The 24203-nt window shown below is 36.6% G+C and carries 18 protein-coding genes; 7 read left to right on the plus strand and 11 right to left on the minus strand.

All coding sequences use genetic code 11. The features are described 5' to 3' along the window. Nucleotides 1–132: 132 nt before the first annotated feature. The 4 genes from secA to ACN1CN_RS12205 all read right to left on the minus strand — a co-directional run bounded on the left by secA (nucleotide 133) and on the right by ACN1CN_RS12205 (nucleotide 5400). Nucleotides 133–3474 (minus strand): preprotein translocase subunit SecA, encoded by a 3342-nt coding sequence (gene secA / locus ACN1CN_RS12190; protein ID WP_264525002.1) that lies wholly within the window; start codon nucleotides 3472–3474, stop codon nucleotides 133–135. A gap of 87 nt (nucleotides 3475–3561) precedes the next feature. Continuing rightward, nucleotides 3562–3783, minus strand: coding sequence for a DUF2795 domain-containing protein (locus tag ACN1CN_RS12195; RefSeq protein WP_007138072.1), 222 nt, complete (start codon nucleotides 3781–3783; stop codon nucleotides 3562–3564). A 237-nt stretch (nucleotides 3784–4020) separates the two neighbouring features. Further along, complete coding sequence (locus tag ACN1CN_RS12200) at nucleotides 4021–4590, minus strand: cob(I)yrinic acid a,c-diamide adenosyltransferase (protein ID WP_264525001.1); 570 nt, start codon at nucleotides 4588–4590, stop codon at nucleotides 4021–4023. A gap of 123 nt (nucleotides 4591–4713) precedes the next feature. Next, entirely contained in the window at nucleotides 4714–5400 is a 687-nt protein-coding gene (locus tag ACN1CN_RS12205; protein WP_264525000.1) for an ABC transporter ATP-binding protein, read from the minus strand. Between the two features lie 307 nt (nucleotides 5401–5707). Here ACN1CN_RS12205 and ACN1CN_RS12210 point away from each other — a divergent pair, with 307 nt between their 5' ends. Next, complete coding sequence (locus tag ACN1CN_RS12210) at nucleotides 5708–6367, plus strand: DUF6565 domain-containing protein (RefSeq protein ID WP_419135860.1); 660 nt, start codon at nucleotides 5708–5710, stop codon at nucleotides 6365–6367. Between the two features lie 53 nt (nucleotides 6368–6420). Here ACN1CN_RS12210 and ACN1CN_RS12215 read toward each other — a convergent pair whose 3' ends face one another. The 3 genes from ACN1CN_RS12215 to ACN1CN_RS12225 form a co-directional block, all read right to left on the minus strand. Continuing rightward, a complete protein-coding gene (locus ACN1CN_RS12215; protein ID WP_419135862.1) occupies nucleotides 6421–7200 on the minus strand; it encodes an O-methyltransferase in 780 nt (259 codons plus the stop codon). Between the two features lie 21 nt (nucleotides 7201–7221). Next, nucleotides 7222–7695 (minus strand): FKBP-type peptidyl-prolyl cis-trans isomerase, encoded by a 474-nt coding sequence (locus tag ACN1CN_RS12220; protein WP_419135863.1) that lies wholly within the window; start codon nucleotides 7693–7695, stop codon nucleotides 7222–7224. A gap of 108 nt (nucleotides 7696–7803) precedes the next feature. Next, entirely contained in the window at nucleotides 7804–9666 is a 1863-nt protein-coding gene (locus ACN1CN_RS12225) for an ABC-F family ATP-binding cassette domain-containing protein (protein ID WP_264524995.1), read from the minus strand. A 496-nt stretch (nucleotides 9667–10162) separates the two neighbouring features. On the opposite strand from ACN1CN_RS12225, the gene ACN1CN_RS12230 reads away from it, so the two are divergent. Both ACN1CN_RS12230 and ACN1CN_RS12235 read left to right on the plus strand, forming a co-directional pair. Then, nucleotides 10163–14524 carry a PKD domain-containing protein gene (locus ACN1CN_RS12230; protein WP_419135864.1) on the plus strand — a complete coding sequence of 1454 codons (4362 nt, stop codon included), beginning with the start codon at nucleotides 10163–10165 and terminating at the stop codon, nucleotides 14522–14524. 8 nt (nucleotides 14525–14532) lie between these two features. After that, complete coding sequence (locus ACN1CN_RS12235; RefSeq protein WP_419135865.1) at nucleotides 14533–15522, plus strand: PorP/SprF family type IX secretion system membrane protein; 990 nt, start codon at nucleotides 14533–14535, stop codon at nucleotides 15520–15522. 52 nt (nucleotides 15523–15574) lie between these two features. Here ACN1CN_RS12235 and ACN1CN_RS12240 read toward each other — a convergent pair whose 3' ends face one another. Next, complete coding sequence (locus tag ACN1CN_RS12240; RefSeq protein ID WP_419135866.1) at nucleotides 15575–16540, minus strand: T9SS C-terminal target domain-containing protein; 966 nt, start codon at nucleotides 16538–16540, stop codon at nucleotides 15575–15577. 158 nt (nucleotides 16541–16698) lie between these two features. Here ACN1CN_RS12240 and ACN1CN_RS12245 point away from each other — a divergent pair, with 158 nt between their 5' ends. Then, entirely contained in the window at nucleotides 16699–18117 is a 1419-nt protein-coding gene (locus ACN1CN_RS12245) for an undecaprenyl-phosphate glucose phosphotransferase (protein WP_291285575.1), read from the plus strand. Nucleotides 18118–18123: 6 nt separating this feature from the next. On the opposite strand, the gene ACN1CN_RS12250 is transcribed toward ACN1CN_RS12245, so the two are convergent. After that, nucleotides 18124–18861 (minus strand): tyrosine-protein phosphatase, encoded by a 738-nt coding sequence (locus tag ACN1CN_RS12250; RefSeq protein ID WP_419135867.1) that lies wholly within the window; start codon nucleotides 18859–18861, stop codon nucleotides 18124–18126. Nucleotides 18862–18976: 115 nt separating this feature from the next. Between ACN1CN_RS12250 and ACN1CN_RS12255 the strand changes: the two genes are divergently transcribed. Next, nucleotides 18977–20167 (plus strand): DUF5009 domain-containing protein, encoded by a 1191-nt coding sequence (locus ACN1CN_RS12255; protein ID WP_419135868.1) that lies wholly within the window; start codon nucleotides 18977–18979, stop codon nucleotides 20165–20167. A 91-nt stretch (nucleotides 20168–20258) separates the two neighbouring features. Here the strand turns inward: ACN1CN_RS12255 and ACN1CN_RS12260 are convergent, their stop codons facing one another. Both ACN1CN_RS12260 and ACN1CN_RS12265 read right to left on the minus strand, forming a co-directional pair. Beyond that, complete coding sequence (locus ACN1CN_RS12260) at nucleotides 20259–20645, minus strand: hypothetical protein (protein ID WP_419135869.1); 387 nt, start codon at nucleotides 20643–20645, stop codon at nucleotides 20259–20261. A gap of 11 nt (nucleotides 20646–20656) precedes the next feature. Continuing rightward, entirely contained in the window at nucleotides 20657–21238 is a 582-nt protein-coding gene (locus ACN1CN_RS12265; protein ID WP_419135870.1) for a hypothetical protein, read from the minus strand. A 211-nt stretch (nucleotides 21239–21449) separates the two neighbouring features. Between ACN1CN_RS12265 and ACN1CN_RS12270 the strand changes: the two genes are divergently transcribed. After that, nucleotides 21450–22613 carry a glycosyltransferase family 2 protein gene (locus tag ACN1CN_RS12270; RefSeq protein WP_419135872.1) on the plus strand — a complete coding sequence of 388 codons (1164 nt, stop codon included), beginning with the start codon at nucleotides 21450–21452 and terminating at the stop codon, nucleotides 22611–22613. Between the two features lie 84 nt (nucleotides 22614–22697). Beyond that, complete coding sequence (locus ACN1CN_RS12275) at nucleotides 22698–24011, plus strand: dihydrolipoamide acetyltransferase family protein (RefSeq protein WP_419135873.1); 1314 nt, start codon at nucleotides 22698–22700, stop codon at nucleotides 24009–24011. Nucleotides 24012–24203 lie beyond the last annotated feature (192 nt).

Below are 24203 nucleotides of genomic sequence, written 5' to 3' on the forward strand. Positions count from 1 at the left end.
TTTTTGAACGAACAAAAATTGATTTTTTTCTAAAAAAATATCCGCAGGTATTTTACACTTGCGGATATTCTAAAAATAACAAACCCGACAGGTTTCAAAAACCTGTCGGGTTTACTTAATTAAAAGTCTTTATTATTTAACGATAACCCATTCGCCTGAGGCTACTAAAGATTCCGCTTTTTTAAATTTCATTGTTTCTGTTTTGCCGCTTGCAACTTCCTGAACGGTTACAGTATCATTACGGTTGATTTTTGGCATGTCTCTCACAATTGTTTCTGTAACCTGGCGTTGTTGGGTTTCTCCCGCTTCACGGTTGATTTCTTCGCTGTTTACAATTTCATCTTTGCTTAATTTGAAGTTTTCTTTTTGACGTACTTCTTTAGCTTCGTGAATTTCAGGAACGTTTTGAGCCGGTAAATCACCTTTGAACAAGAATGAAATCACTTCTTTATTAACGTTGTCTAACATTCCTCTGAACAAATTGAAAGCCTCTAATTTGTAAATAAGCAATGGATCTTTTTGCTCGTGAACGGCTAATTGAACAGATTGTTTCAATTCGTCCATTTTGCGTAAGTGTTTTTTCCAGGCCTCATCAACAATAGAAAGGGTGATGTTTTTCTCGAAATCAGCGATTAACTGAGCTCCTTCGCTGTCGTATGCTTTTTTCAAATCAGTTACCACATTCAGCGTTTTGATACCGTCTGTAAACGGCACTACGATACGCTCAAAATGATTGTTTGGCTCTTCGTAAACTCCTTTAATGATTGGGAAAGCTTCTCTGGCGCTTCTTTCTGTTTTTTCAGTATAGAAAGATAAAGCTTCTTTGTACACTTTTCCGGTAACTTCAATATCCGTTAATTTTGTAAAATCTGCTTCAGAAATTGGAGATGTAATTCCGAAATAACGAATTAAATCAAAATCAAATGTTTTGAAATCATTGGCTATTTTATTGTTGCTTACGATTAATTCGCAAGTATCATAAAGCATGTTTGCAATATCCAGTTTCAAACGCTCACCAAATAATGCGTGACGACGACGTTTGTATACTACTTCACGTTGAGAGTTCATTACGTCATCATATTCTAATAAACGTTTACGAACACCAAAGTTGTTTTCTTCTACTTTTTTCTGTGCACGCTCGATAGATTTAGTCATCATCGAATGCTGGATAACTTCACCTTCCTGAAGTCCCATTCTGTCCATAACTTTAGCTACTCTTTCAGAACCAAATAAACGCATTAGGTTGTCTTCAAGTGAAACATAAAATTGAGAACTTCCCGGATCTCCCTGACGTCCTGCACGACCACGTAACTGTCTGTCTACACGACGCGAATCATGACGCTCTGTACCAACGATTGCTAAACCTCCGGCAGCTTTTACTTCTGGAGATAATTTAATATCGGTACCACGACCAGCCATGTTGGTTGCAATAGTTACCACTCCGGCTTTACCAGCTTCTTCAACAATCTGTGCCTCTTGTTTGTGCATTTTAGCATTCAAAACGTTGTGTGTAACGCCTCTCATTTTCAACATTCGGCTTAATAATTCTGAGATCTCTACAGAAGTTGTTCCAATCAATACTGGTCTTCCTGCGTTTGATAATTGCGTAACGTCTTCAATAACAGCGTTGAATTTTTCACGTGTCGTTTTGTAGATGTAATCTTCTTTGTCTTGTCTTGCAATCGGACGGTTGGTTGGAATTTCAACAACGTCTAATTTATAAATCTGCCATAACTCTCCGGCTTCAGTAACAGCCGTACCGGTCATACCACCTAATTTGCTGTACATTCTGAAATAATTCTGTAATGTAACGGTTGCAAAAGTTTGTGTAGCAGCTTCGATTTTTACGTTTTCTTTAGCTTCGATCGCCTGGTGTAAACCGTCAGAATAACGACGGCCATCCATGATACGACCTGTTTGCTCATCGACAATCATAATCTTGTTGTCCATGATCACATATTCTACATCTTTTTCAAAAAGTGCGTATGCTTTTAAAAGTTGGGTAAGGGTATGAATACGCTCGCTTTTTACTCCGAAATCCTGGAATAATCTTTCTTTAGCTTCCGCTTCACCATCTTTGTCCAGTTTTTGTTTTTCGATAGCGGCAATTTCAGTTCCAATATCCGGAAGTACGAAAAAGTCCGGATCAGTATCTCCTGAAAGGTATTGGATACCATTATCGGTTAATTCAACCTGATTGTTTTTTTCTTCAATTACAAAATACAAAGCTTCGTCTACTTTGTGCATTTCGCGATTGTTATCCTGCATGTATTGATTTTCGGTTTTTTGAAGCAATTGTTTGATTCCTTCTTCACTCAAAAATTTAATTAATGCTTTGTTTTTAGGTAAACTTCTGTAAGCTCTTAACAATAAGAATCCACCTTCTTTAGTGTTTCCTTCTTTGATTAATTTCTTAGCTTCTGCCAGGAAACCATTTGCTAACTGACGTTGCTGTGCTACTAAGTTTTCAATTTTTGGTTTCAATTCATTAAATTCATGACGGTCTCCTTGTGGAACCGGCCCTGAAATAATAAGAGGAGTTCTGGCGTCATCAATTAATACAGAATCGACCTCATCGACAATGGCATAATTGTGTTTTCTTTGTACTAAATCGCTTGGCGAATGTGCCATGTTATCTCTTAAGTAGTCAAAACCAAATTCGTTATTGGTTCCGTAAGTGATATCAGCGTCGTATGCTTTTTTTCTTTGTTCTGTACTTGGCTGGTGATTGTCGATACAATCAACTGTTAAACCGTGGAATTCGAATAAAGGGGCTTTCCAGGTACTATCACGTTTTGCAAGGTAATCATTCACAGTTACTAAGTGAACTCCGTTTCCGGTTAAAGCATTTAAGTAAAGCGGAAGTGTAGCTACTAAAGTTTTACCTTCCCCTGTTTGCATCTCGGCAACTTTACCTTCGTGTAAAACCATACCACCAATTAACTGAACATCATAGTGAATCATGTCCCAGGTAATATCTTTTCCGGCAGCATTCCATTTGTTTGCCCAAACTGCTTTCTCACCTTCAATAACAATATAAGGTTTGGTAGCCGAAAATTCACGGTCTCTTGCAGTTGCACTAACTTCGATAAACGAGTTGTCTTTAAAACGACGTGCAGTTTCTTTTACGACAGAGAAAGCTTCCGGAAGGATTTCCAGTAAAGTTTTTTCTGAGATTTCGTAAGCTTCTTTTTCAAGAGCATCAATTGCATCATAAAGATCTTCTCTTTTGTCGATGTCTTCGATGTTTTCTACTTCTGCTTTAAGCGAAGCAATTTTAGCATCTTTATCAGCTCTGGCTTCTTTTATTCTCTCCTTAAAAAATACGGTTCTGCCTCTTAATTCGTCGTGAGACAAACTCATTAAGCTAGTTTCGAATGTTTTAATTTTGTTTAAGTAAGGCTGTAAAGCTTTGACATCTTTCTGTGATTTATCACCTACAAAGACCTTTATAATACTGTTTATGAAACTCATGATTTATTGTATTTCTATTTTATGTAAATGTGTATTTGAACCAAAAAAAAAGCCTCGGTGATGAGACTTTTTCCTTTGGTTTATTTTTTAATATTCATCCTCATTCCAAAGATAATCTTCGTCTGTTGGATAATCAGGCCAAATTTCTTCCATTGATTCATATATCTCCCCTTCGTCTTCAATTGACTGAAGGTTTTCTACTACTTCTAATGGAGCACCAGCTCTAATAGCGTAGTCAATAAGTTCATCTTTGTTAGCAGGCCATGGCGCATCACTTAAATAAGATGCTAATTCTAATGTCCAATACATCTGTTATCTGTTTAGTTTGTGCAAAAATAAATTTTTTACTGAAAAAGACAAGTAAAATTTGATTTATTTTAATAAAATTTAAGAACGTCCTCTTTAAATTCCAAAAATGAAATTCCAAATTCCCGAAAAAGAGCCTGAAATTACCACTATGAGGAACTTTGTATACTATTTAAATTCGCAGAATTTTTAAATTATTTCTCTCGAATTCGGGAGTTGAGAATAGAAATTTAAGAAAGTTTACTTTCTCGGAATCCATTTTACTTCCTCCGCCTTTAAATCAGAGGTCAACTTCCGTGCCAATACAAAAAGGTAGTCAGAAAGTCGGTTTAAGTATCGGATTGCGATTTCAGGAACGGGTTCATTATGGCTTAAATGTACTGCCAAACGCTCGGCACGACGGCAAATACAACGTGCTATATGACAATGTGACACAGTGGGATGTCCGCCAGGTAAAACAAAATGAGTCATTTGTGGAAGACTTTCTTCCATTTTGTCAATTTCATTCTCTAATAATTCGATATCACTATCAATAATTCCGAGATTTTTAAGACGAAGTTCCCCGTTTTTTAATACTTCTTTTTCTGCCGGAGTGGCCAGTATCGCACCAACGGTAAACAAACGATCCTGAATTTCGATTAAAATGGTTTTATAATGGGCATCCATTTCCTGATCACGAATAAGTCCTATATAAGAGTTTAGTTCGTCGACAGTACCATAACTGTCAATTCGAATGTGATCTTTAGGAACACGTGTACCGCCAAAAAGAGCGGTTGTTCCTTTATCTCCTGTTTTTGTATATACTTTCATTTTTTTTTAAAGGGGCTAAGGTTCTGAGGTACTAAGGTTTTATTTTAGATTGTAGATTTTAGATTTTTTTCTAAATCTAAATTTTGAAGTATCTCATTCTAATCTAAAATCAGAAATCTAAAATTACTTCGTGGTGTCGCTTTCAATCAAGCCGTCTCGCAGTCGGATCACGCGATGTGCGTAAGCGGCAATATCTTCTTCATGAGTTACCAGAATTACGGTATTTCCCTGTGCGTGAATGTCGCCAAAAAGCTTCATGATTTCTACCGAGGTTTTACTGTCTAAGTTTCCGGTTGGCTCATCGGCCAAAATAATAGACGGTTTGTTTACCAAAGCTCTTGCAATGGCAACACGTTGGCGTTGTCCTCCGGATAACTGATTCGGCTGATGATCCATTCGGTCTGCCAGATTTACCTGTTTTAAAACTTCTTCAGCACGTTTGGTACGATCCGCCTTTGAGTATCCCGCATAAATCATAGGTAAGGCAACATTATCTAAGGCAGTCGTTCTCGGCAGCAGATTAAAAGTCTGAAATACAAAGCCAATCTCTTTGTTTCGAATTCCCGCCAGTTCATCGTCTCCCATTTGGCTGACATCTTTTCCGTTCAGAATATAATGTCCCGAAGTTGGCGTGTCCAAACATCCCAACAGATTCATTAAAGTAGATTTTCCAGATCCCGATGGCCCCATTAAAGCCACATATTCACCTTTGTTGATTTCTAAATTGATTCCTTTCAAAACATAAACAATTTCGTTGCCTAGCACAAAATCTCGTTTGATCTTGGTTATTTTAATTAATGGATTTGCCATTTCGATTTACAATTTTGGATTTAAAAGTACAAAACACTTTTCAATAAACGATAAGTAGCCTGAAATTGATTTTTGTTACACCAATTGCCGTTTCTGCAAAAGCATTCGGTTGTCGCATCGTTTTTATTTGATTAAAGGGTAGGGACTAAAAATTTGTTACATAATTTTGAGGTGAATTTATATAATTATCATTTTTAGTATTATTTTGTTGTTTTATTTTTAATTTAAATGTTAAAATATTTATAAGTATTGATTTTTTAAATGTTTTTAGGGCTATATTTGAAATCTAACTTTAAAAGATCAAATTATGAAAAATATAGCATTATTATCCGGAATTGCGGTAATCGCGTTAGGTTTTGTGTCCTGTAAAGATGAAAAACAAGAACAGGCTGAAAAAACAATTGACTCTTATGTTACTTATGTCGACTCCGTCAAAAATGTTAAAGCTGACGATTTAAAAGCCGATTGGAAAGCTGTTGAGGCCGAGTATGAAAAAAGAGCTGCCAACGCTCAATTGGCACTCGCTGATATCAAAGAAAATAGTGTCGCGACAGAGAAAATAAATACGAGTAAGATTAAATACGAAGAATTTCGAAACAATATGGTAACTATTCTTGCTCCTCCAGCGCCAAGTCCGAAACAGCAATTGCGTAATGCTTTGTTTGGTGAAGGAAAAATTGGAGAAGATATGAGTTTTGCCTGGGTGAATGCTAAAAACATTCATAGTGTTTACCAACAGTTTGTACATACGGTTGAGAAAAATAAAGACAGTTACTCTCGTGAAGACTGGGACGAAATTAAATTGATGTATGAAGCACTTGACAGCCGAAAAAATACGGTGGAGAAAGAAGGATTAACAGGTGAAGACAATCGAAAAATTGCCGGTTTGAAGCTTAAATTTGCTCCAATGTATACACTAAACCGAATGGGAGCGAAGTCTGAAGAAACGGCGGCAGCTAAAAAGTAATACGTAAAAAGTAAAGGTATATGAAAAGGCCAATCAGCGATGATTGGCTTTTTTTATGTACGTATTACAAAATGTTCTTTTTCCTGTTCGTATCTGAAAAAGACAAATCCCCATTGAAAAGTATCGATGGTAACGGTTACTTTAGGATGATTTTTTATAATGTCCCAGGCTTCTTCCATTTCTTGTGACCAATGGATATCATCAAAAATCCAAACAGAATCATTGTGAATTGTGGAGAGTAAAAGCTCAAAATAGGTCAAAGTTGCTTTCTTGGAATGATTGCCGTCGAAATAGATCAGATCATAGGTTTTAGATCTTAGATTTTCAGGAACTAAAAAAGATTCAAATTCACCGATGACATTTTCTACTTCGTTGCAATCGAATTTTTGCAATTGCAATTGCGCTTGTTTGGCAGTTTCCGGACAGCCTTCTAAAGTGGTTACTTTTGCATTTGTATCTCCTAAGGCGAGGGCAGAAGTGGCTAAACCTAATGAAGTTCCTATTTCCAGGATGTTGTTCGGCTCGAAATATTGGGTAACCCTGAATAGTAGTTCCGCTCGTTTTGGAGAAATTCCGGCAGTGGAAGCAATTTTAGAAATTTGTCTTCTATTGGATTTAAAAACTTTTGAACCGGCTCCAAAATCAGTTACTTCAATGAAATTTTTATTTTCTAAAAGCGATTTTCTGTAGTTCTTAAGAATCAGATACTCGGGTTTAGGTTTCTTATCGTAAAAACATTTTGTCAATAAATGAAACACGAAGGGCGAATGTACTCCGTGTTCGTTTTTTGAATTCCAAAGAAATTTTAAATAAGACTTTATTTGAAACAACATCTATGAATTTACAATAAGTAATTAATTTACTTTGATCAGTTTTACATCAAAAATAAGTACTGAACCAGCAGGTATTCCGGGACGTCCAGAACTTCCATAACCTAAATGTGATGGAATTAGCAATGATCCGCTGCCACCTTCTTTAAACAATTGAATTCCTTCTGTCCATCCTTTAATTACTTCGTTTAAAGGAAATGTAAGACCGGCACTAGTGCTTTGGTCAAATGTTTTTCCACTAGTAAAAGCACCCGTGTATGCCACTGTAACTGAAGATGAAGCAGTAGGTCTCTTACCTGTTCCTTCTTCTTTTATAATATAATATAAACCTGTACTGCTTTTTATCGCGTTTAATTTGTTTTGCGCAATATAATCTGTGATTTCTTTTTCATTCTCAACAGTATAGTCTTTTGCTATTGGTTGTTCTTGTTCTTTGTCATTGCTAATACAAGAGGTAAATAAAGTGAATACGAATAGGGCAGATAAAAGGTATTTCATGTGGTATTTTTTTTGTTTTTGTTTTTTGTTTAAATAAATATAAAAAAATGATCTTTTTTCAGCTTATGGTTTTAAAACTTGAAACTTGAAACTTGAAACAAATAAAACTTATCCTTCAATCTTCGCCGAAAGCTCAAACCAGCGTTCTTCTTTCTGATCTATTTTATTGATGATGTTTTGCAATTCGTTTGCTTTCTTTTCGATATCGGCATCGGCAACTTTTCCATCAGAGAATAATTGTTCGATTTTGGTTTTATCAAGTTCAAGATCTTTAATTTCTCTTTCCAGTTTTTGATATTCTTTTTGCTCGTTGAAAGTTAGATTTCCGGTTGGATTATTTTGTTTCCAGTCTTTCTTTTCGGCTTTGTTTTCTTCCTTTTGAGCAACATCGGCACTGTCCTCATACGCTCTGAAATCAGAATAGTTTCCAGGGAAGTTTTCAATCTCGCCATTTCCTCTGAAGACAAATAAATGATCGACAATTTTGTCCATGAAATAACGGTCGTGCGAAACCACCAATAAACATCCCGGATAATCCAGAAGGAAGCTTTCTAAAACGTTTAGCGTTACGATATCTAAATCGTTGGTAGGCTCATCTAAAATTAAAAAGTTAGGATTCTGAATCAAAACAGTACATAAATACAAACGTTTTAATTCTCCACCACTTAATTTTTCAACAAAATCATATTGTTTTTTGGCATCAAAAAGAAAACGTTCCAATAATTGCGAGGCCGAGATCATTCGTCCTTTTGCCAACGGAATAAATTCTCCGTATTCTTTAATGATATCAATTACACGTTGGTTAGGTTTCGGGTTGATTCCTGTTTGCGTGTAATAGCCAATTTTGATGGTATCTCCTTTTACGACACGTCCGCTGTCTAATGGAAGTGTTCCGGTAAGCAGATTCAGGAAAGTTGATTTTCCGGTTCCGTTTTTACCAATAATTCCAATACGTTCGCCACGTTGAAAATCGAAACTAAAATTATCCAGAATTACATGATCCTTGAATTTTTTGGAAATTTTGTGAAGCTCGATAATTTTGCTTCCCATACGTTCCATGTTGATTTCAAGTTCAACTTTATTTTCACGACGACGGCTTTGTGCTTTTTCTTTGATTACATAAAAATCATCCTGACGGGATTTTGACTTTGTAGTTCTTGCTTTTGGCTGACGGCGCATCCATTCCAGTTCTTTTACAAACAAGTTTTTGGCTTTGTCAACACTGGCATTTTCAGAGGTAATTCGTTCTTCTTTTTTCTCTAAATAGTACGAATAATTTCCTTTGTATTGGTATAGTTTTCCGTTGTCTAGTTCGATGATTTCGTTACAAACACGCTCTAAAAAGAAACGGTCGTGCGTCACCATAAACAAGGTAATATTTTCTTTGGCAAAATAGCTTTCCAGCCATTCGATCATCTCCAGATCTAAGTGGTTGGTTGGCTCATCAAGAATTAACAAATCAGGGCGATTGATCAAAATGATCGCCAGTGAAAGACGTTTCTTTTGCCCTCCCGAAAGATTTTTAACCTTCAGTTTGAAGTCCTCCAGTTTTAATTTGAAGAGAATCTGTTTGTATTGCGTTTCAAAATCCCAGGCGTTATGCTGATCCATACCGTCAAAAGCTTTTTGGTAGGCTTCTTCATCGTCGGGGTTTTCAAGTGCTTTTTCATAAGCCTCAATAATTTTAAGCGTCTCATTGTCTGAAGCAAAAATACTCTCTTCAATGGTTAACTCCTCTTGTAAGTTGTTATCCTGTGAAAGAAAAGCCATTCTGATTCCTTTTCTCAAAACAACCTGTCCGGTATCCGGTTCGTCTAAACCATTGATAATGCTCATAATGGTTGTTTTTCCTGAACCATTTTTTGCAATAAAGGCAATTTTTTGATCTTTATTGATTCCGAAAGAAATGTTGTCAAACAAGGTTCTTTCACCAAAGGATTTCGATATATTTTCGACTGATAAGTAATTCATGTTGTAAAAGTGCCTGAAATAAGGCTTTTTTATGTATTAAAAATTGTAACGAGGTCTTTAATTAGATCTCTAAATTTTTAATAGGAATTTAATTTTGACGGTGCAAAGATACCTTTTTGAGTCAAACAAAAAAATAGCTTAACATTAGCGTTCAGACATAAAAGACGCCACAACTTTAGAGGTCAACTTTTGAATAGATCTTCTTTGCGAGCAAGAAGTTTAAGACAGCCAATCGGGAGTTGTTATCACACGGTTGTAACTGGTATGGAATACCATGAAATTACCTTATTCCGGTTCTCTCTTTTTACACCTAAAACGGAGGTAGCTGCGATATCATTTTTTTAAGAGGCCGCTTTATCACAGTTATGCATTAAAAGATAACGGTTGTTACATTTAAAAAAAGGATACTAACGCTTTGGTTAAATTTATTTTTTGATGGCCAGATAAATAGGGCTAATCACAGCTTTAATGATATCTCCCTAATCTAAAAATTTTAATGAAAAAACTTTATTTTTTAGTACTCTGTTTTTCATTGGTTACTTCTTTTGGGTATGGCTTTAATAATTTCAATGCTTTTAGAGACAGTCTTTCAGATCGAAATTATAATCAGCTGTCAGTACCTCCCACTGTTGATTTTAACTTCACCAACGACAATTCCTGTTCAGGGACTCTTATTACCTTTGTTTCAACGGTAAGTGGTAGTGGTCCTTTTCAATACTCTTGGGATTTTGGAGACGGAAGAGGTGCAACGAGTAATAACCCAATTCATACTTTTGATGCTGTGGGTTGCGGGACTCAAAATTTCACCATAAAATTGACGGTTACCGATGCCAATGGTAAAACAAGTACCATTGCAAAGACGATTACAGTAAAACAGAAACCAAATCTAAGGTTCACCAACTTAGATAACTCAGGTACATCTTTTGAAAAATGTGGAGACAACCTGAATCCCAAATACACTATTAATGTTGGCAATATATCGAATTCAGCCTCATGCGTTTCATCCTATAATGTCGATTGGGGTGACGGAAGTTCAGAAACCAATATTACTTTTCCCAAAACACATGATTACCTAAAATTAGGATCTTATAAAATGGTGATTACCGGAATTGGTGCTAATGGCTGCAAAAATTCGCTTACCTATATCGTTAGTAATTCGACTAATCCAAAAGGAGCTTTGATCACTCCGGGGAATACGACCAATTTATGTCTTCCGGTGGATACAATGGAATTTTCGATTGCAGCCTGGGGTTCTAATCCATCCGATACAGAATATGAACTTAATTTTGGAGATGGTACCATTGAAAAATACAGTCAAAAAGATTTAGAAAGTTCCAAACAATATAATGCTGCAAATCCTGCGGCTTCTCTAAATTTTCCGGTATTACATGAATTCAAAAAGACAAATTGCCCCGGAGGAAATACGGTTAGTTTAAATATAACAACAGCATGCGGACTCAGTAACCTGACAGCAGGTCCTATTATTATATTAGGGATTCCTCAGGTAGATTTTGCCGTCAACAACATCTTATGTTCGAATACACCTATAAATTTCGTCAATAAATCGACTGCAGGCTATGGTAATAATTGCAGTACTGCAAATATTTACACCTGGGATTTTGGAGACGGAACCATATCAAATGATGTTAATCCAATACATATCTATACTACATCGGGTACCTATACCATTAAATTAACAGCAAGAACACCTTGTGGTGTCGGCAACGAAGTCACAAAAACAGTCTGTGTTGAACCGGTATTGCAACCTAAATTTACATACAGTAAAGCATGTGCTTTGAAAGATGTTACCATTACCAATACAACCAATGCGAGCCAGGGATGTGATGTTGAAAGTTATAATTGGAAAGTTATCAAATACAACGAAGGATTTTGCGGTACATCAGAAGAATGGAGTTTTGTAAACGGAACAAATGAATCCTCTAAGAATCCGGTTTTTAAGTTTGCAAATCCCGGAACCTACTACGTGCAGTTAACAGCCAAAAATGCCTGCGGAATTTCCCAATCGGTAACCGAAATGATACAGGTGAAAAATCCGCCTGTCATTACGCTGAACCCTATTCCTGATTATTGTAATGCTACAACGGTCAACCCTGTTGGAACCGTAGATCAAAGCTGCTCTCCGGAATCAGAAATCAGCTATCTCTGGAGTTTCCCCGGAGCTACACCGGCCTCCTCTACAGCGCTTAATCCCGGACCCATAACTTATGCAAACAGCGGTAACTATACTGTTACTTTTAGTGTGACCAATAGTTGTGGAACTACTACAAAGACAACTCCTTTTACAGTAGCTTTAACCCTGAAGGCTAGTATAAAGGCAAAGGCAATAAAGGTATGCAGCAAGAACAGCTTTCAGGTTGCACCCATTACCAATACAACAGAGAATGTACCGGCAGGAACGACTTATGTTTGGTCGGCCCCTGTAATTTCCCCCGCCGGAGCTGTAAGTGGTGCGAGTGCACAATCTTCACCACAATCCGATATCAGTCAGACTTTAATAAATAATACCGACAGTCCCGCAACAGTAACCTATACGGTAACACCTGCATCAAAGACTTGTACCGGGGCAGATTTTACAATAACAGTTACAGTCGATCCAATAATAGAAGTAAAAGAAGTGGTGAAAAACGGTACGTGTTTTGGGGCAAATGACGGTTCTATTGCTTTGGATGTAGAAGGAGGGATTCCTCTTGGAAAAGTAAATCCGTATACCTTTTTATGGACAGGACCTGATGGTTTTTCAAGCACTAATGAAGATATTTCCAACCTAAAACCCGGAGACTATACTTTAACTGTAAAAGACAATGGCAATTGCCCATTTATAAAAACTTACAAAATTAAGGAACCGGAATTATTTCAATTTTCAGCAGTTAAAAATGATATAAGCTGTTTTGGATTAAATGATGGAAATATCAGGCTGTCAGTCAAAGGAGGAACACAGCCTTATACCTATGTATGGACAAAAAACGGAAAGCCTTATTCTGCAACTGCTGAATATACAGATAATCTCAAACCTGGAACTTATGAGGTAACAATTACAGAAGTAAACGGCTGCAACACACTCAAAGGAAGTTATACCATCGAAGAACCTCCTGTGTTAAAAGCAAGCCTGATACAGCAAAAGAATGTTTTATGTTATGGTTATGCTACCGGTGAAATCGAAATAAAGGCAACCGGTGGCAGACTTATGGAAACCTCTTCGGGAGTCTTTGATTACCAATACAGATGGACAGGGCCAAATGGTTTTACCAGTAAGCTTCAAAATATAAAAGATTTAGCAGCAGGAACTTATAATTTGACCGTTACAGATCGTTCTGGCTGTACAGATCAATTACAAGTTGTACTAACCCAAAACACAGAAATAGTTTTTGATTACACTAAAACGGAAATGACGTGTTTTAATTCTGCAAATGCTTCAATTGTTATAAACAATATAAAAGGAGGAGTTCCCTTTACAACCGGAGATCCCTATATCATAAAGTGGAATAATCTGGGTACAGGACTTGTACAAAATAATTTATCACCAGGAACGTATATCGTTACAGTAACAGATGCATTAGGCTGCACAAAAGAATCTACAATAAGCATCGAAAGTGCTCCCGTTTTTAGTATAAAACCGGATGTTAAAGACGTTTCTTGTTTTGGTGCCAATGATGGTTATATTCATTTGAATCTTTTGGGAGGTAAAGCACCGCTTACTTTGGTTTGGGATGATAATCCATCAGCTGGAATAGAACGTAATAATATAGGACCGGGAAAATATAGTGTTACCATTACAGATTCTAAATCATGCGTGATAAAACAAAGCTTTATTGTTTCAGAACCTTTAGTACTGGAATTAAATGCTGATGTTTCGAACCCGTTAGATTGTGCAGATGCCAATACAGGAATTATTAATTTAATTGTAACAGGTGGTAAAGCTCCATTTACATACTCCTGGTCCAATGGTACCAAAAGCGAAGATTTAAATAAACTTCCGCCCGGAACCTATCAGGTTGCCGTTACTGATGCTAATGGCTGCAAAAAATCTGGCGAATGGAAAATTACCCGATTCGAACAACTGACACCTACTATCGAGCTTAAAACAGATTTTAATTGCGAAACCAGATTTGTAAATCAAACATTTACAGGACATGTAAGAGGAGGAGTTCCACCGTATAAACTAAGTTGGTCTGATGGGGATGTCAGAGGAGACAATAATGAAATAATGACTACAAATAAAGGCGGATTGATTCTGTTTAGTGTAACGGACAGTTTTGGCTGTACCGCTGCTATCCCGTATAAAATTAAAAAGACGGTTTTGGGTGTTGCCAGTTATACTACGGGTTCGTATGCTAAAGATGTTTATGATATATATTCGGTTTATGACCCCATTTTATTCACCAATTTAGCTACCGGAGATGTTGTAAACACCTCCTGGGACTTTGGTGATGGTACTTTTTCTAATGAAGAAAATCCAAAACACATTTATACAAAAGAAGGAACGTATGCCGCTACACAGACTGTTACTTATCCTTTTGGATGCCAGTACAGATACACATCAACATTGATAATCAAAAAAGGATACAGCATAATGATGCCGAACTCCTTTACTCCAAACAATGACGGTTACAATGATATATTAGCACCGGTATTTCTAGGTTTAGAGGATATTAGCTTGACTATTTTTGATACCTGGGGAGGGGTTATATATACCGAAACGGGGAAAAATATTAGAGGATGGAACGGAAAGATAAAAGATATGGATGCCCAAAATGGGAATTACTATTTTACGCTCACTGCAAAAACTTTTTACAATCACACCGTAACCGAAAAAGGAGGATTTACATTAATTAAATAAAGCACAGTATGCGATTAAAACTTTTTATCATAATCCTTATGTGCTGTTTTTTTTCAGAAACAAGAGCGCAGGATCCCATTTTTACACAGTATTTCTTAATTCCGGAAACACTTAACCCCGGTTTCTCAGGGTTTATGGAAACTACTTATGCGGGTATTATTCATAGAGAACAATGGCCAGATTTAGACTTAAAAATAGATACCGATTATGCCTTCGTTAACACCTGGAACGAAAATATTAGCAGCGGTTATGGACTAAGTGTTTTAAATCACAGACAAAATTTAAATCACTATACGTATACACAAATCAACGCCAATTATGCTTATAAAGTAGAATTGAATGACACCTGGTCTTTTAGACCGGCAATAGAAGCAGGTTTCGGGTTAAAATCATTCGCTTTTCAAAACCTGCTGCTTGGCGATCAGATAAACATTCAAACCGGCACAATAAATCCAGCTTCAATTGATCCGATACTAAAAAATGATAAAATCAATTTTTTTGATGTATCAGCTGGAATGGTTTTCAATACCGAAAGTCTATGGATTAGTTTAGCCATGAAACATCTTAACAGACCCGGTATTTCTTTTGCAACAGACGGAAATGCACGCTTGGATTCTTTCTTTTCGTTAAGCACAGGTTACAAATTTTTATTGGCTGATTATGTCGATGTATTATTTCTTCCGTATGAAACCACTATGCTTGTCACATCAAATTATATGCAACAAGGGCGTTACAATCGATTTGATATAGGAGTATCAATTCTATTCGAAAAAATATATTTTGGAGCAACGGCGGCTACGAACCCGTCAAAAAACAATGCAGGAAATCAATTACTTACTTCATTAAATTTGTTTACAGGCTTACAGTACAAAAATCTGAAATTGGGTGTTTCTTATGATCTGAATACCTCCAAAATTGGAAGGACAGGGGGTGTTTACGAAGTTTTATTAACCTATCAATTTGATTCGTACGCAAAATGTTTCGGCTGCCCGTATTGAATAGAAAAGTAAGGATTATTACTTTAATAGTTTCAATAGGGCTATTGGCGAATTATTTACGGAGATGGGAATTCAATACAGGACTCAAATCAAAATAATGAATCTGCTGAGGTACATTGATAAGCGGTTTTCGAACCAATGCTTCACTTGTCAGATAATAATGCAGCCCATCTGATGTTGCGATTCCTTCTATTTGATGAAAAGGAAGCTTTAAATTGATTCTTCGTTTGTTGCCCGATACAAAATCAGTGTTTTTAAAATCGTATAAAAGGTACAAAAACGGTTTGCCTAACCTGGAATACCCACAAAGCACAATTCGTTTTTCGGAAGCGAAGTATGAGGCTCCGGTTACCAGGCCTTTTATATTCAGGCTATGTTTTAGCTGTGCAACGTGACTGCCCGAGCGGTTGGGCAATACATAAATGTTTGTTTTGGATGTCTTCCATTGCTTGGTAAACAAATAAATGCTATCTTTAGTTACTATAAAGGCCTCGCAATCAAAACGGGCAGTGTTTGGTTTTTTAGAGGAGAAATCTGTTTGATCGGCATATCGAAACGAAATGTTTTCAATCGTTGGACTTCCTTCTAAAAACGACTTTTTTTCTATTTTTAAAATGTGCAGATCACTTCTGTTGTCTGACAGGTTATTTCCAAAATCTCCAACATATATAAAAGAGCTGTCTTGCGAAATCTCTTCCCAGTCGTGATTTACGGCTTGCTTCAGCACAACTTTTTTTCGAATTTCCCCCAATGTATCTAAGCCGTAGAGCGTTTGATCGTGATCGTCATTGTGCGTCCACAGCAAATTATCGAAAGCTATTAATCCCGAGGTTTCTTTGATCGAATCACTTAGGGGGTTAGAATATACAGGTTTTAGAGAAATCTTTTTGTAGTTACAGCTTCCGTCATTGACTGTTGCACTGGGATTGTAAATTTTAGAAAGAGGGTCGGTACAGCCCAAAACCTGTGCATTTGCAAAAGAAATAGTGAGGCAAAAGAGTAAAATAGTCTTAATCATGGTCTGCAATATTAAATTTGCATAACATAAAAGTAAACTTTTAAAGATAGATTTTAAATAATGCCCAGAAATATAATTAAAGTACTATTTTGCACTACTAATTTTTAACGGATTTTTAATCAGTTTTTATTTCGCTTAGAATAAGTATATACCCAGATATGGAAATTTTACAGAAACTGTCGCATTATCGTTTTTCGCGCTATTTCAAGCTTTTATTTGTTTGCGTTGATGTTGTATTGCTAAACTTAGCAACACTGCTGTCTGCACTGACCAGATTTGGCAGCTTAGACATACTTTTATCAAAAGAAGAGCGAACCGTTGCATTATTGTCGATTTTAATTTGGGTAGGATTGTTGTTTCAAAATGACTCGAACAGAAGTGTAAGGGTCGAACCTATAGAATCGATATTGGTCAGAACCGTAAAGAAATTAGTCATTCACGCCGCCTTAATTTCAATTTTTGTAGTGTATCTTAAATATTACGATATTTCAAGACTCAGACTGCTTTCTTTTTATCTGATCTTTTTCGGATTATTGATGATTTCCCGCTATTTGTCAATGAAACTCTTAAAGTATATCAGGGCTAAAGGCTATAATTTTAAAACATTTGTGATTGTCGGAGCAAATGAATCGGGAGAAAGAATGCGTAAGATACTGGCAAAAGACCTGACTTATGGGTACAAATTTTTAGGCTTTTTTGATAAAAATACAGATACTTCAATTGTTGATTCAGCGGCTGTATTGGGCGATTTTGATGCGATTTATAAATTTGTTACTGAAAGAAAAGTCGATGAAATGTATGTGGCATTGCACATCGATCAAATTGAAATCATTAACAGGCTCACACAAATTTGCGAGCAAAACATGGTGCGTATTAAGTTTATTCCGGATTTTCAGTTGTATACAAAATCGAGTAAAGTAGAGGTTACGTTCTATGAAAATACACCGGTTTTGATGTTTCGAACCGAACCTCTGGAATTTGCCATAAACCGACTGGTGAAAAAAGCATTTGATATTGGTTTCTCCCTTTCCGTAATCTTACTGGTATTTCCGTGGCTGTTTCCTATAATTATGCTGATTATTAAAATTGAATCGCCGGGACCTGTATTTTTCAAGCAGGAAAGATCAGGTCGTGATAACCGGACGTTTATGTGCTATAAATTCAGAAGCATGTATGTCAATCGTTTGGCACATCGAAAACAAGCCGAAAAAGGAGATAGCCGTGTGACGAAATTTGGTTCTTTTATTCGAAAAACCAGTATCGATGAGCTGCCGCAGTTTTTCAATGTTTTTTTAGGCGATATGTCAGTCGTGGGGCCAAGGCCTCATATGATCAATCTTGCAAAAGAATACAGTGATCTGATTAATAATTACTTAGTGCGTCAGTATGCTAAACCCGGAATTACGGGCTGGGCACAGGTAAACGGTTACCGTGGCGAGACCAAAGAATTAGTGGATATGGAAAACAGGGTAGAATATGATATTTGGTACATCGAAAACTGGAGCCTGATGTTAGACATTAAGATCATTATAAAAACGATCATCAACATCGTAAAAGGCGAAGAAAATGCATACTGATATCGCTTAAAACTTAAAAAACTGATTGTTGGCAATAACTTCTTTTAGGTTGGAAATGCTGTTGATTTTTATTTTCTGATCAAAAGCTCTGATGTGGTTCATATGATGAACATCGGTACCGGTAAAATCATACATTCCTTTTTTGAGAAGCTCTTCTGCCGTTTTGCCAATTCGTTCTCCATAGTAACCCACAACAGCCAACAAATTGAGCTGAAACAAACAACCAGCTTTTTTTAGCTTTTCATATTCATTAAAATCTTTTCGATAATACAAATAACGCTCCGGATGTGCCAGAACCGGAATGTATCCGGCTACCTGTAATTCAAAAAGAGTTTTGTACAGCTGGAGAGGGGCGTTTTGATACGAGATTTCTACCAGTACATAATTGTCTTTTAGCGTTAGAAGTTTTTCGTTTTTAAAGTGATTCTCAAACCAGTCGTCTATAAAATATTCTGCAGCAGCCCGAAAAGGAACCTTAAGCTGATTTTTTTCTAACAAAAGTTGAGTCTCCTGCTGTTTTGCTGTAATAAGCTGAGCCGAATTATTCCACACATAATGATGGATGTGGGGAGTAGTCGTAAATTGCGATACTCCTATTTCGCGAAACGCATTGACAAGTTTTATCGTGTCGGTAATAGTTTTGGCGCCATCGTCAATTCCCGGCAATACATGCGAATGGATATCAATATAATGATCCGACAACAGATCTTTTAACAGAGGCTTTGGTTTTAAAAAGGATAACATGTTGCAAAAGTATGTAAATAAGAAGAATTTGTGATGCTTTAATTTTAATGTAAGGAATGCAATTGGTCATTTCATAAATATATTATATTTGAGATTCCTAAAAATCGAATCATTTATGAAAATAAAAGAAAATTTATACAATCAAAGAATTATTTCGATAGACGCTTTACGCGGAATCACAATTTTTGTTATGATTTTTGTAAATGAGCTGGCCAGTATCACCAATGTACCGCAATGGATGAAACATATGCCCGCAGATGCTGATGCCATGACTTTTGTAGACCTGGTTTTTCCCGCTTTTTTATTTATTGTAGGAATGTCTGTTCCGTTTGCTTTTAATGCCCGATTAATCAAAGGAGACAGCGTAAAAACGATTTGGACACATACTTTAAAAAGAGCTTTGGCACTCATAATTATTGGCGTTTTTATGGTCAATGCTTCCGAAGGTTATGATGGGGCTAAAATGATTATTTCACCTGCATTTTGGGGATTTTTGGCCTTTTTGATGCCAATTCCAATTTGGAATAAATATGCCAAAGATTTTCCGACAGGATTAAAAAATACGCTTCAATACGGTGGAATGGCAGTTTTAATAGCACTTTACTTTTTATATGTTCAGGACACCGGCAACATCGGGATCACGCCAAAATGGTGGGGCATTCTGGGGTTGATAGGCTGGGCTTATCTTTTTACAGTGGTGTATTATTGGCTGGTTTCCGGGAAATTAGTGGCAATGATTGTTTTTTTAGTGGTGTGTGTGGTCGCAAATTCTGTAAATCTCATAGAAGGATCGGTTTTACACCAAACACCATGGTTGAGTTTTATTGCGGGACATTTAACGCACGCTTCCTTAGTTGCTGCCGGAGTAGTAATTTCGTTATTGTTTTTTGATCGAAAAGTACCTGCTAAAATCAATTGGGGAGTACTAGGTTTTATCGTCTTGTTTTTTGTAACGGGATATTTATTACGACCGTATTTTGGAATTTCAAAAATAAAAGGAACGCCATCCTGGACCATGTTTTCGGCTGCAATTTGTACCGTACTGTTCTATTTTCTGTATTGGCTCATGGAACTTAAAAAACAAACCAAATGGAGTGATTTCTTTATGCCCGCCGCCGCAAATCCGTTATTGATTTATATACTGCCGGGCGTGATCTATTATTTCTGCAAGACCATTAATATTCATATTATTCCGGGTTATTTCCGTGAAGGAGTTCCGGGAATCATCTGGTCCTTAGTTTTTTCTACAATCATGCTTTATGTGATGAAAATTTGTAACAAGTATGAGATTCAGTTGCATCTTTAGAGAGATGAGGTTTCAGGTTTCAGGTTTCAAGTTGGTACTGTACCTGAAACTTGAAACCTGAAACTTGAAACCTTCCAACAAAAACAAATACTCAACGTACTCTTTTAAACGCAATCGGTCCGGTTCTTTTCTTGTTATCGATAAAAGTACCTTCGAGTGTATTTCCGTCTTCAGATAATGTCAAAGTATGCGTTCCCTGTGTCGACCAGCCTTCAATGGGTAATGTGACGTCTACGGCATAGACAATAGTGTTTCCGGTTCTTTTTCCCGTACCGCTTTCCACAAATTTCTGTCCTTTCCATTCCAGGTAATGCGAGAAAATAACCTTCCCGTTTTGCTCTGATACAATTGCGACAGCATTTTGCACACCCGGATTAATGTCTTCCCAAACGCCATTAATATCAATTTTTTTCTGGCTGTAGCCGCTATTTGAAAAGAATAGGGCGGTCATTAGTAAAAGATAAAGCCTTGTTTTCATATTTCTTAAAATTAGAGAGTAACTGATTTTATTTCTAAAAAAGCTCCTGAAACTGGATTGTAATTCACAAAGTTGAATTTGCATAAATTATGAATGTTGAGAAGCTTTCCGTTGGGTAAACCATCCTGTCTGAAAGCGGTCCACGGAATTTTGATGGTTCTAAGTTGATTTGGAGAAGGCGCCAGATCAACTCTTGGATGAGATCCTCCATGCACACAACCCGTTCCTTCTTCGTTTCCTTCACGTGCCTGAAGTTTGATTAGATGCGAAGATTTATAAGTAATACGCACAAATCGGGAATCATCCGGTAAATTAGTGGGCGCACCGTCATTTGAATTAGAAGGTGTAATCAGGACATTCAGTTCAATTTCACCCAAAGGATTGTCTTTTGCAGTAACTTTTACGATCCCTTTTTCTTCACGAACCTTATTAATCGTCTCCTGATTTTCTACAGCAGGACCAGCTATGTACCAGACCGAGGTTTTGACTAAGTCTTTACCCGGATCTTTAACAAAAGTAAAACCAGACAGGAAAAATCCAAAACTTAGTAATACAAGTAAAGAAGAAATCTCAATCGGGGTTTTGATTTTCATGTGGCCGTTTTTTTCAATTCAAAAATAGGTTTTTTGGGCTGGTAATCAAATTAGAGACTTACAATTTCAGGAAATGGAATTCCGTTGTTGGAACAGGTAAAAGAACATTAAATTGGTACTGGATTTTAGGGTCAGTAAAAACGATGGGTCATTACGGCCAGATTTGGCTGAAAATTTCTAACTTTCCCAAAAATCTATTCCCTTATTTTTCATGCAACTATCGGTAATTATTCTGAATTATAATGTTCGTTACTTTCTGGAACAATGTGTTTTAAGTGTTCAGGATGCCATTGTGTCGCTTGATGCCGAAATTATTGTAGTCGATAACAATTCATCAGACGAGAGCTGTTTGATGATGAAAACGAAGTTTCCAACTGTAAAATTGATTCAAAACGATACCAATTTTGGGTTTCCTAAAGGCAATAATATTGGAGTTGCTGAGGCTAAAGGAAAGTATGTTTGCATCTTAAATCCGGATACCGTTGTTGGCGAAAGTACCTTTAAGAAAATTATCGCTTTCGCTGAGAGACAAATCAATTTAGGAATTGTAGGCTGCAAACTAATCGATGGTACCGGAGCTTTTTTACCCGAAAGTAAACGCGGAATCCCGACGCCCTGGGTGGCCTTTACTAAAATCTTCGGATTGTATAAAGTTTTTCCAAAATGGAAACTTTTCAATCAGTACTACGCGCAGCATTTAGGAACAAACGAAAGCGGAAAGGTCGATATTTTAGTGGGTGCTTTTATGTTGATGACGCGCGATTTGTATTTGGAATTAGAAGGTTTTGATGAAAAATGCTTTATGTATGCAGATGATATTGATTTGTCGTATAGGGCATTGCAAAAAAAGAAATCCAATTATTATTTTCATGAAACCACTGTTTTGCATTACAAAGGCGAAAGCACGATAAAAGATGAAAAATACATGAAACGCTTTCAGGAGGCCATGAGTTTTTTCTATCAGAAGCATTTCAGGAAATCATGGTTTTTTGAATTTTTCATTCAAATCGGAATCTGGTTCTTTTCATTTGTGAAAATGTTTCAGGGAAAAACAAAATCAAAACCACTGCCGGAAAGAGTTGTTTTTTACTCTTCAAATCGAATTTTGTCTGAAAAATTACCTCAAATTTTAAAAAATAAAGTCACCTTTTTAGATTTCAAAAAAGAAAAAATGGTAAATTCGTGCCAGGTTTTTAAGAGTAAAAGAGTTGAACTTATTTTAGATAATCACTATGTTTCATTCGAAAAATGTATCAAAATCATAGAAACTATTAAAGATAAGAACATTACTTTTAAGATTTTCCCCAAAAATGCAAATTTTATTATTGGGAGCAATTCGCGGAATGACAGGGGGCAAATTGTAAAAATCGAGTAAAAAATTATATTAAGTGTAATTTATATTCAAAATATTCAGTAATTTCGCAATCTGAAAATCAAAATCACCTTTTAGATTAACAATATGGCAAGATTTGAATTGAAACTTCCTAAAATGGGAGAGAGTGTCGCTGAAGCAACTATTACAAACTGGTTGAAAGAAGTTGGAGACAGAATTGAAGCTGATGAAGCAGTACTGGAAATTGCAACTGATAAGGTTGACAGTGAAGTGCCAAGCGAGGTATCAGGAGTTTTGATTGAGCAATTGTTCGGTAAAGACGATTTGGTTCAGGTAGGGCAAACTATTGCAATTATCGAGACAGAAGGTGATGCGCCGGCTGTAAAGGCAGTAGAAACTGCTGCTCCGGCAGAAGTCGCTGAAATCGAAAAAACAATCGAAGTTGCGAAAGATGCAATAACTGCACCGCAGGATTTTTCAGGATCGGATAAGTTCTTTTCTCCATTAGTAAAAAACATTGCTAAAGAAGAGGGAGTTTCTGTTGCTGAACTAGAAAGTATTGCAGGTTCAGGTAAAGACGGTCGCGTAACAAAAGAAGATATTTTAAAATATATTGAAGCTCGTAAATCGGGTGCTCAGGCTCCAAAAGCAGTTGCAGAAACGCCAAAAGCGGTTCAGCCTGCGGCTCCTGTTCAAAAAAGCCAGCAAGCAGTTCCGGTATCTGTTAACGGAGGCGATGAAATCGTTGAAATGGACAGAATGCGTAAACTGATCTCCGGATACATGGTAGCTTCGGTACAAACTTCGGCACACGTACAGTCGTTTATCGAAGTAGATGTAACAAACATTGTAAAATGGAGAGATAAAGTAAAAAGCGCTTTCGAGAAAAGAGAAGGTGAGAAGCTGACTTTTACACCAATTATGATGGAAGCAGTGGCAAAAGCCTTAAAAGATTTCCCGGGAATGAATATTTCTGTTGATGGTGATTACATCATCAAAAAGAAAAATATAAACTTAGGAATGGCGGCAGCTTTACCAAATGGAAACTTGATTGTTCCGGTAATTAAAAATGCAGATCAGCTGAATTTAGTTGGAATGGCAAAAGCGGTTAACGATTTAGGAAACCGTGCAAAAGCAGGAAAACTAAAACCAGACGATACACAAGGTGGAACTTATACCGTAACCAATGTGGGAACTTTTGGAAGTGTTTTTGGTACTCCGATTATCAATCAGCCGCAAGTTGGAATTCTGGCTTTGGGAGCTATTCGTAAAGTACCTGCGGTTATTGAAACTCCGGAAGGCGATTTTATCGGGATCCGTCAAAAAATGTTCTTATCGCACTCGTACGACCACAGGGTAGTAGACGGGGCTTTAGGAGGAAGTTTTGTAAAAAGAGTAGCAGAATATTTAGAAGCTTTTGATGTAAACAGAGATTTTTAATTCTGCTTTAAAAATAAATTCAAACCCGGGAAATTTTAATGATTTCCCGGGTTTTTTGTTTTGTAAGAAAAGGTTAAGAAAGCGAACGGAAGCTTGCTTTTCAAATGAATTTAAAAGTTAAAATCGAGCAATTGCAGCCCTTTTTGTTTAAAAAAGTCAAGAATAAAAGAGGAAATTCGGCTTTAAAAATTA

Origin of the sequence: Flavobacterium sp. T12S277, from assembly GCF_048514875.1 — a bacterium.
GTDB lineage: Bacteria > Bacteroidota > Bacteroidia > Flavobacteriales > Flavobacteriaceae > Flavobacterium.

Coding starts and splice junctions, on each gene's coding strand:
- secA (WP_264525002.1), bottom strand. CDS start 3,474: ATGAGTTTCATAAACAGTATTATAAAGGTCTTTGTAGGTGATAAATCA.
- ACN1CN_RS12195 (WP_007138072.1), bottom strand. CDS start 3,783: ATGTATTGGACATTAGAATTAGCATCTTATTTAAGTGATGCGCCATGG.
- ACN1CN_RS12200 (WP_264525001.1), bottom strand. CDS start 4,590: ATGAAAGTATATACAAAAACAGGAGATAAAGGAACAACCGCTCTTTTT.
- ACN1CN_RS12205 (WP_264525000.1), bottom strand. CDS start 5,400: ATGGCAAATCCATTAATTAAAATAACCAAGATCAAACGAGATTTTGTG.
- ACN1CN_RS12210 (WP_419135860.1), top strand. CDS start 5,708: ATGAAAAATATAGCATTATTATCCGGAATTGCGGTAATCGCGTTAGGT.
- ACN1CN_RS12215 (WP_419135862.1), bottom strand. CDS start 7,200: ATGTTGTTTCAAATAAAGTCTTATTTAAAATTTCTTTGGAATTCAAAA.
- ACN1CN_RS12220 (WP_419135863.1), bottom strand. CDS start 7,695: ATGAAATACCTTTTATCTGCCCTATTCGTATTCACTTTATTTACCTCT.
- ACN1CN_RS12225 (WP_264524995.1), bottom strand. CDS start 9,666: ATGAATTACTTATCAGTCGAAAATATATCGAAATCCTTTGGTGAAAGA.
- ACN1CN_RS12230 (WP_419135864.1), top strand. CDS start 10,163: ATGAAAAAACTTTATTTTTTAGTACTCTGTTTTTCATTGGTTACTTCT.
- ACN1CN_RS12235 (WP_419135865.1), top strand. CDS start 14,533: ATGCGATTAAAACTTTTTATCATAATCCTTATGTGCTGTTTTTTTTCA.
- ACN1CN_RS12240 (WP_419135866.1), bottom strand. CDS start 16,540: ATGATTAAGACTATTTTACTCTTTTGCCTCACTATTTCTTTTGCAAAT.
- ACN1CN_RS12245 (WP_291285575.1), top strand. CDS start 16,699: ATGGAAATTTTACAGAAACTGTCGCATTATCGTTTTTCGCGCTATTTC.
- ACN1CN_RS12250 (WP_419135867.1), bottom strand. CDS start 18,861: ATGTTATCCTTTTTAAAACCAAAGCCTCTGTTAAAAGATCTGTTGTCG.
- ACN1CN_RS12255 (WP_419135868.1), top strand. CDS start 18,977: ATGAAAATAAAAGAAAATTTATACAATCAAAGAATTATTTCGATAGAC.
- ACN1CN_RS12260 (WP_419135869.1), bottom strand. CDS start 20,645: ATGAAAACAAGGCTTTATCTTTTACTAATGACCGCCCTATTCTTTTCA.
- ACN1CN_RS12265 (WP_419135870.1), bottom strand. CDS start 21,238: ATGAAAATCAAAACCCCGATTGAGATTTCTTCTTTACTTGTATTACTA.
- ACN1CN_RS12270 (WP_419135872.1), top strand. CDS start 21,450: ATGCAACTATCGGTAATTATTCTGAATTATAATGTTCGTTACTTTCTG.
- ACN1CN_RS12275 (WP_419135873.1), top strand. CDS start 22,698: ATGGCAAGATTTGAATTGAAACTTCCTAAAATGGGAGAGAGTGTCGCT.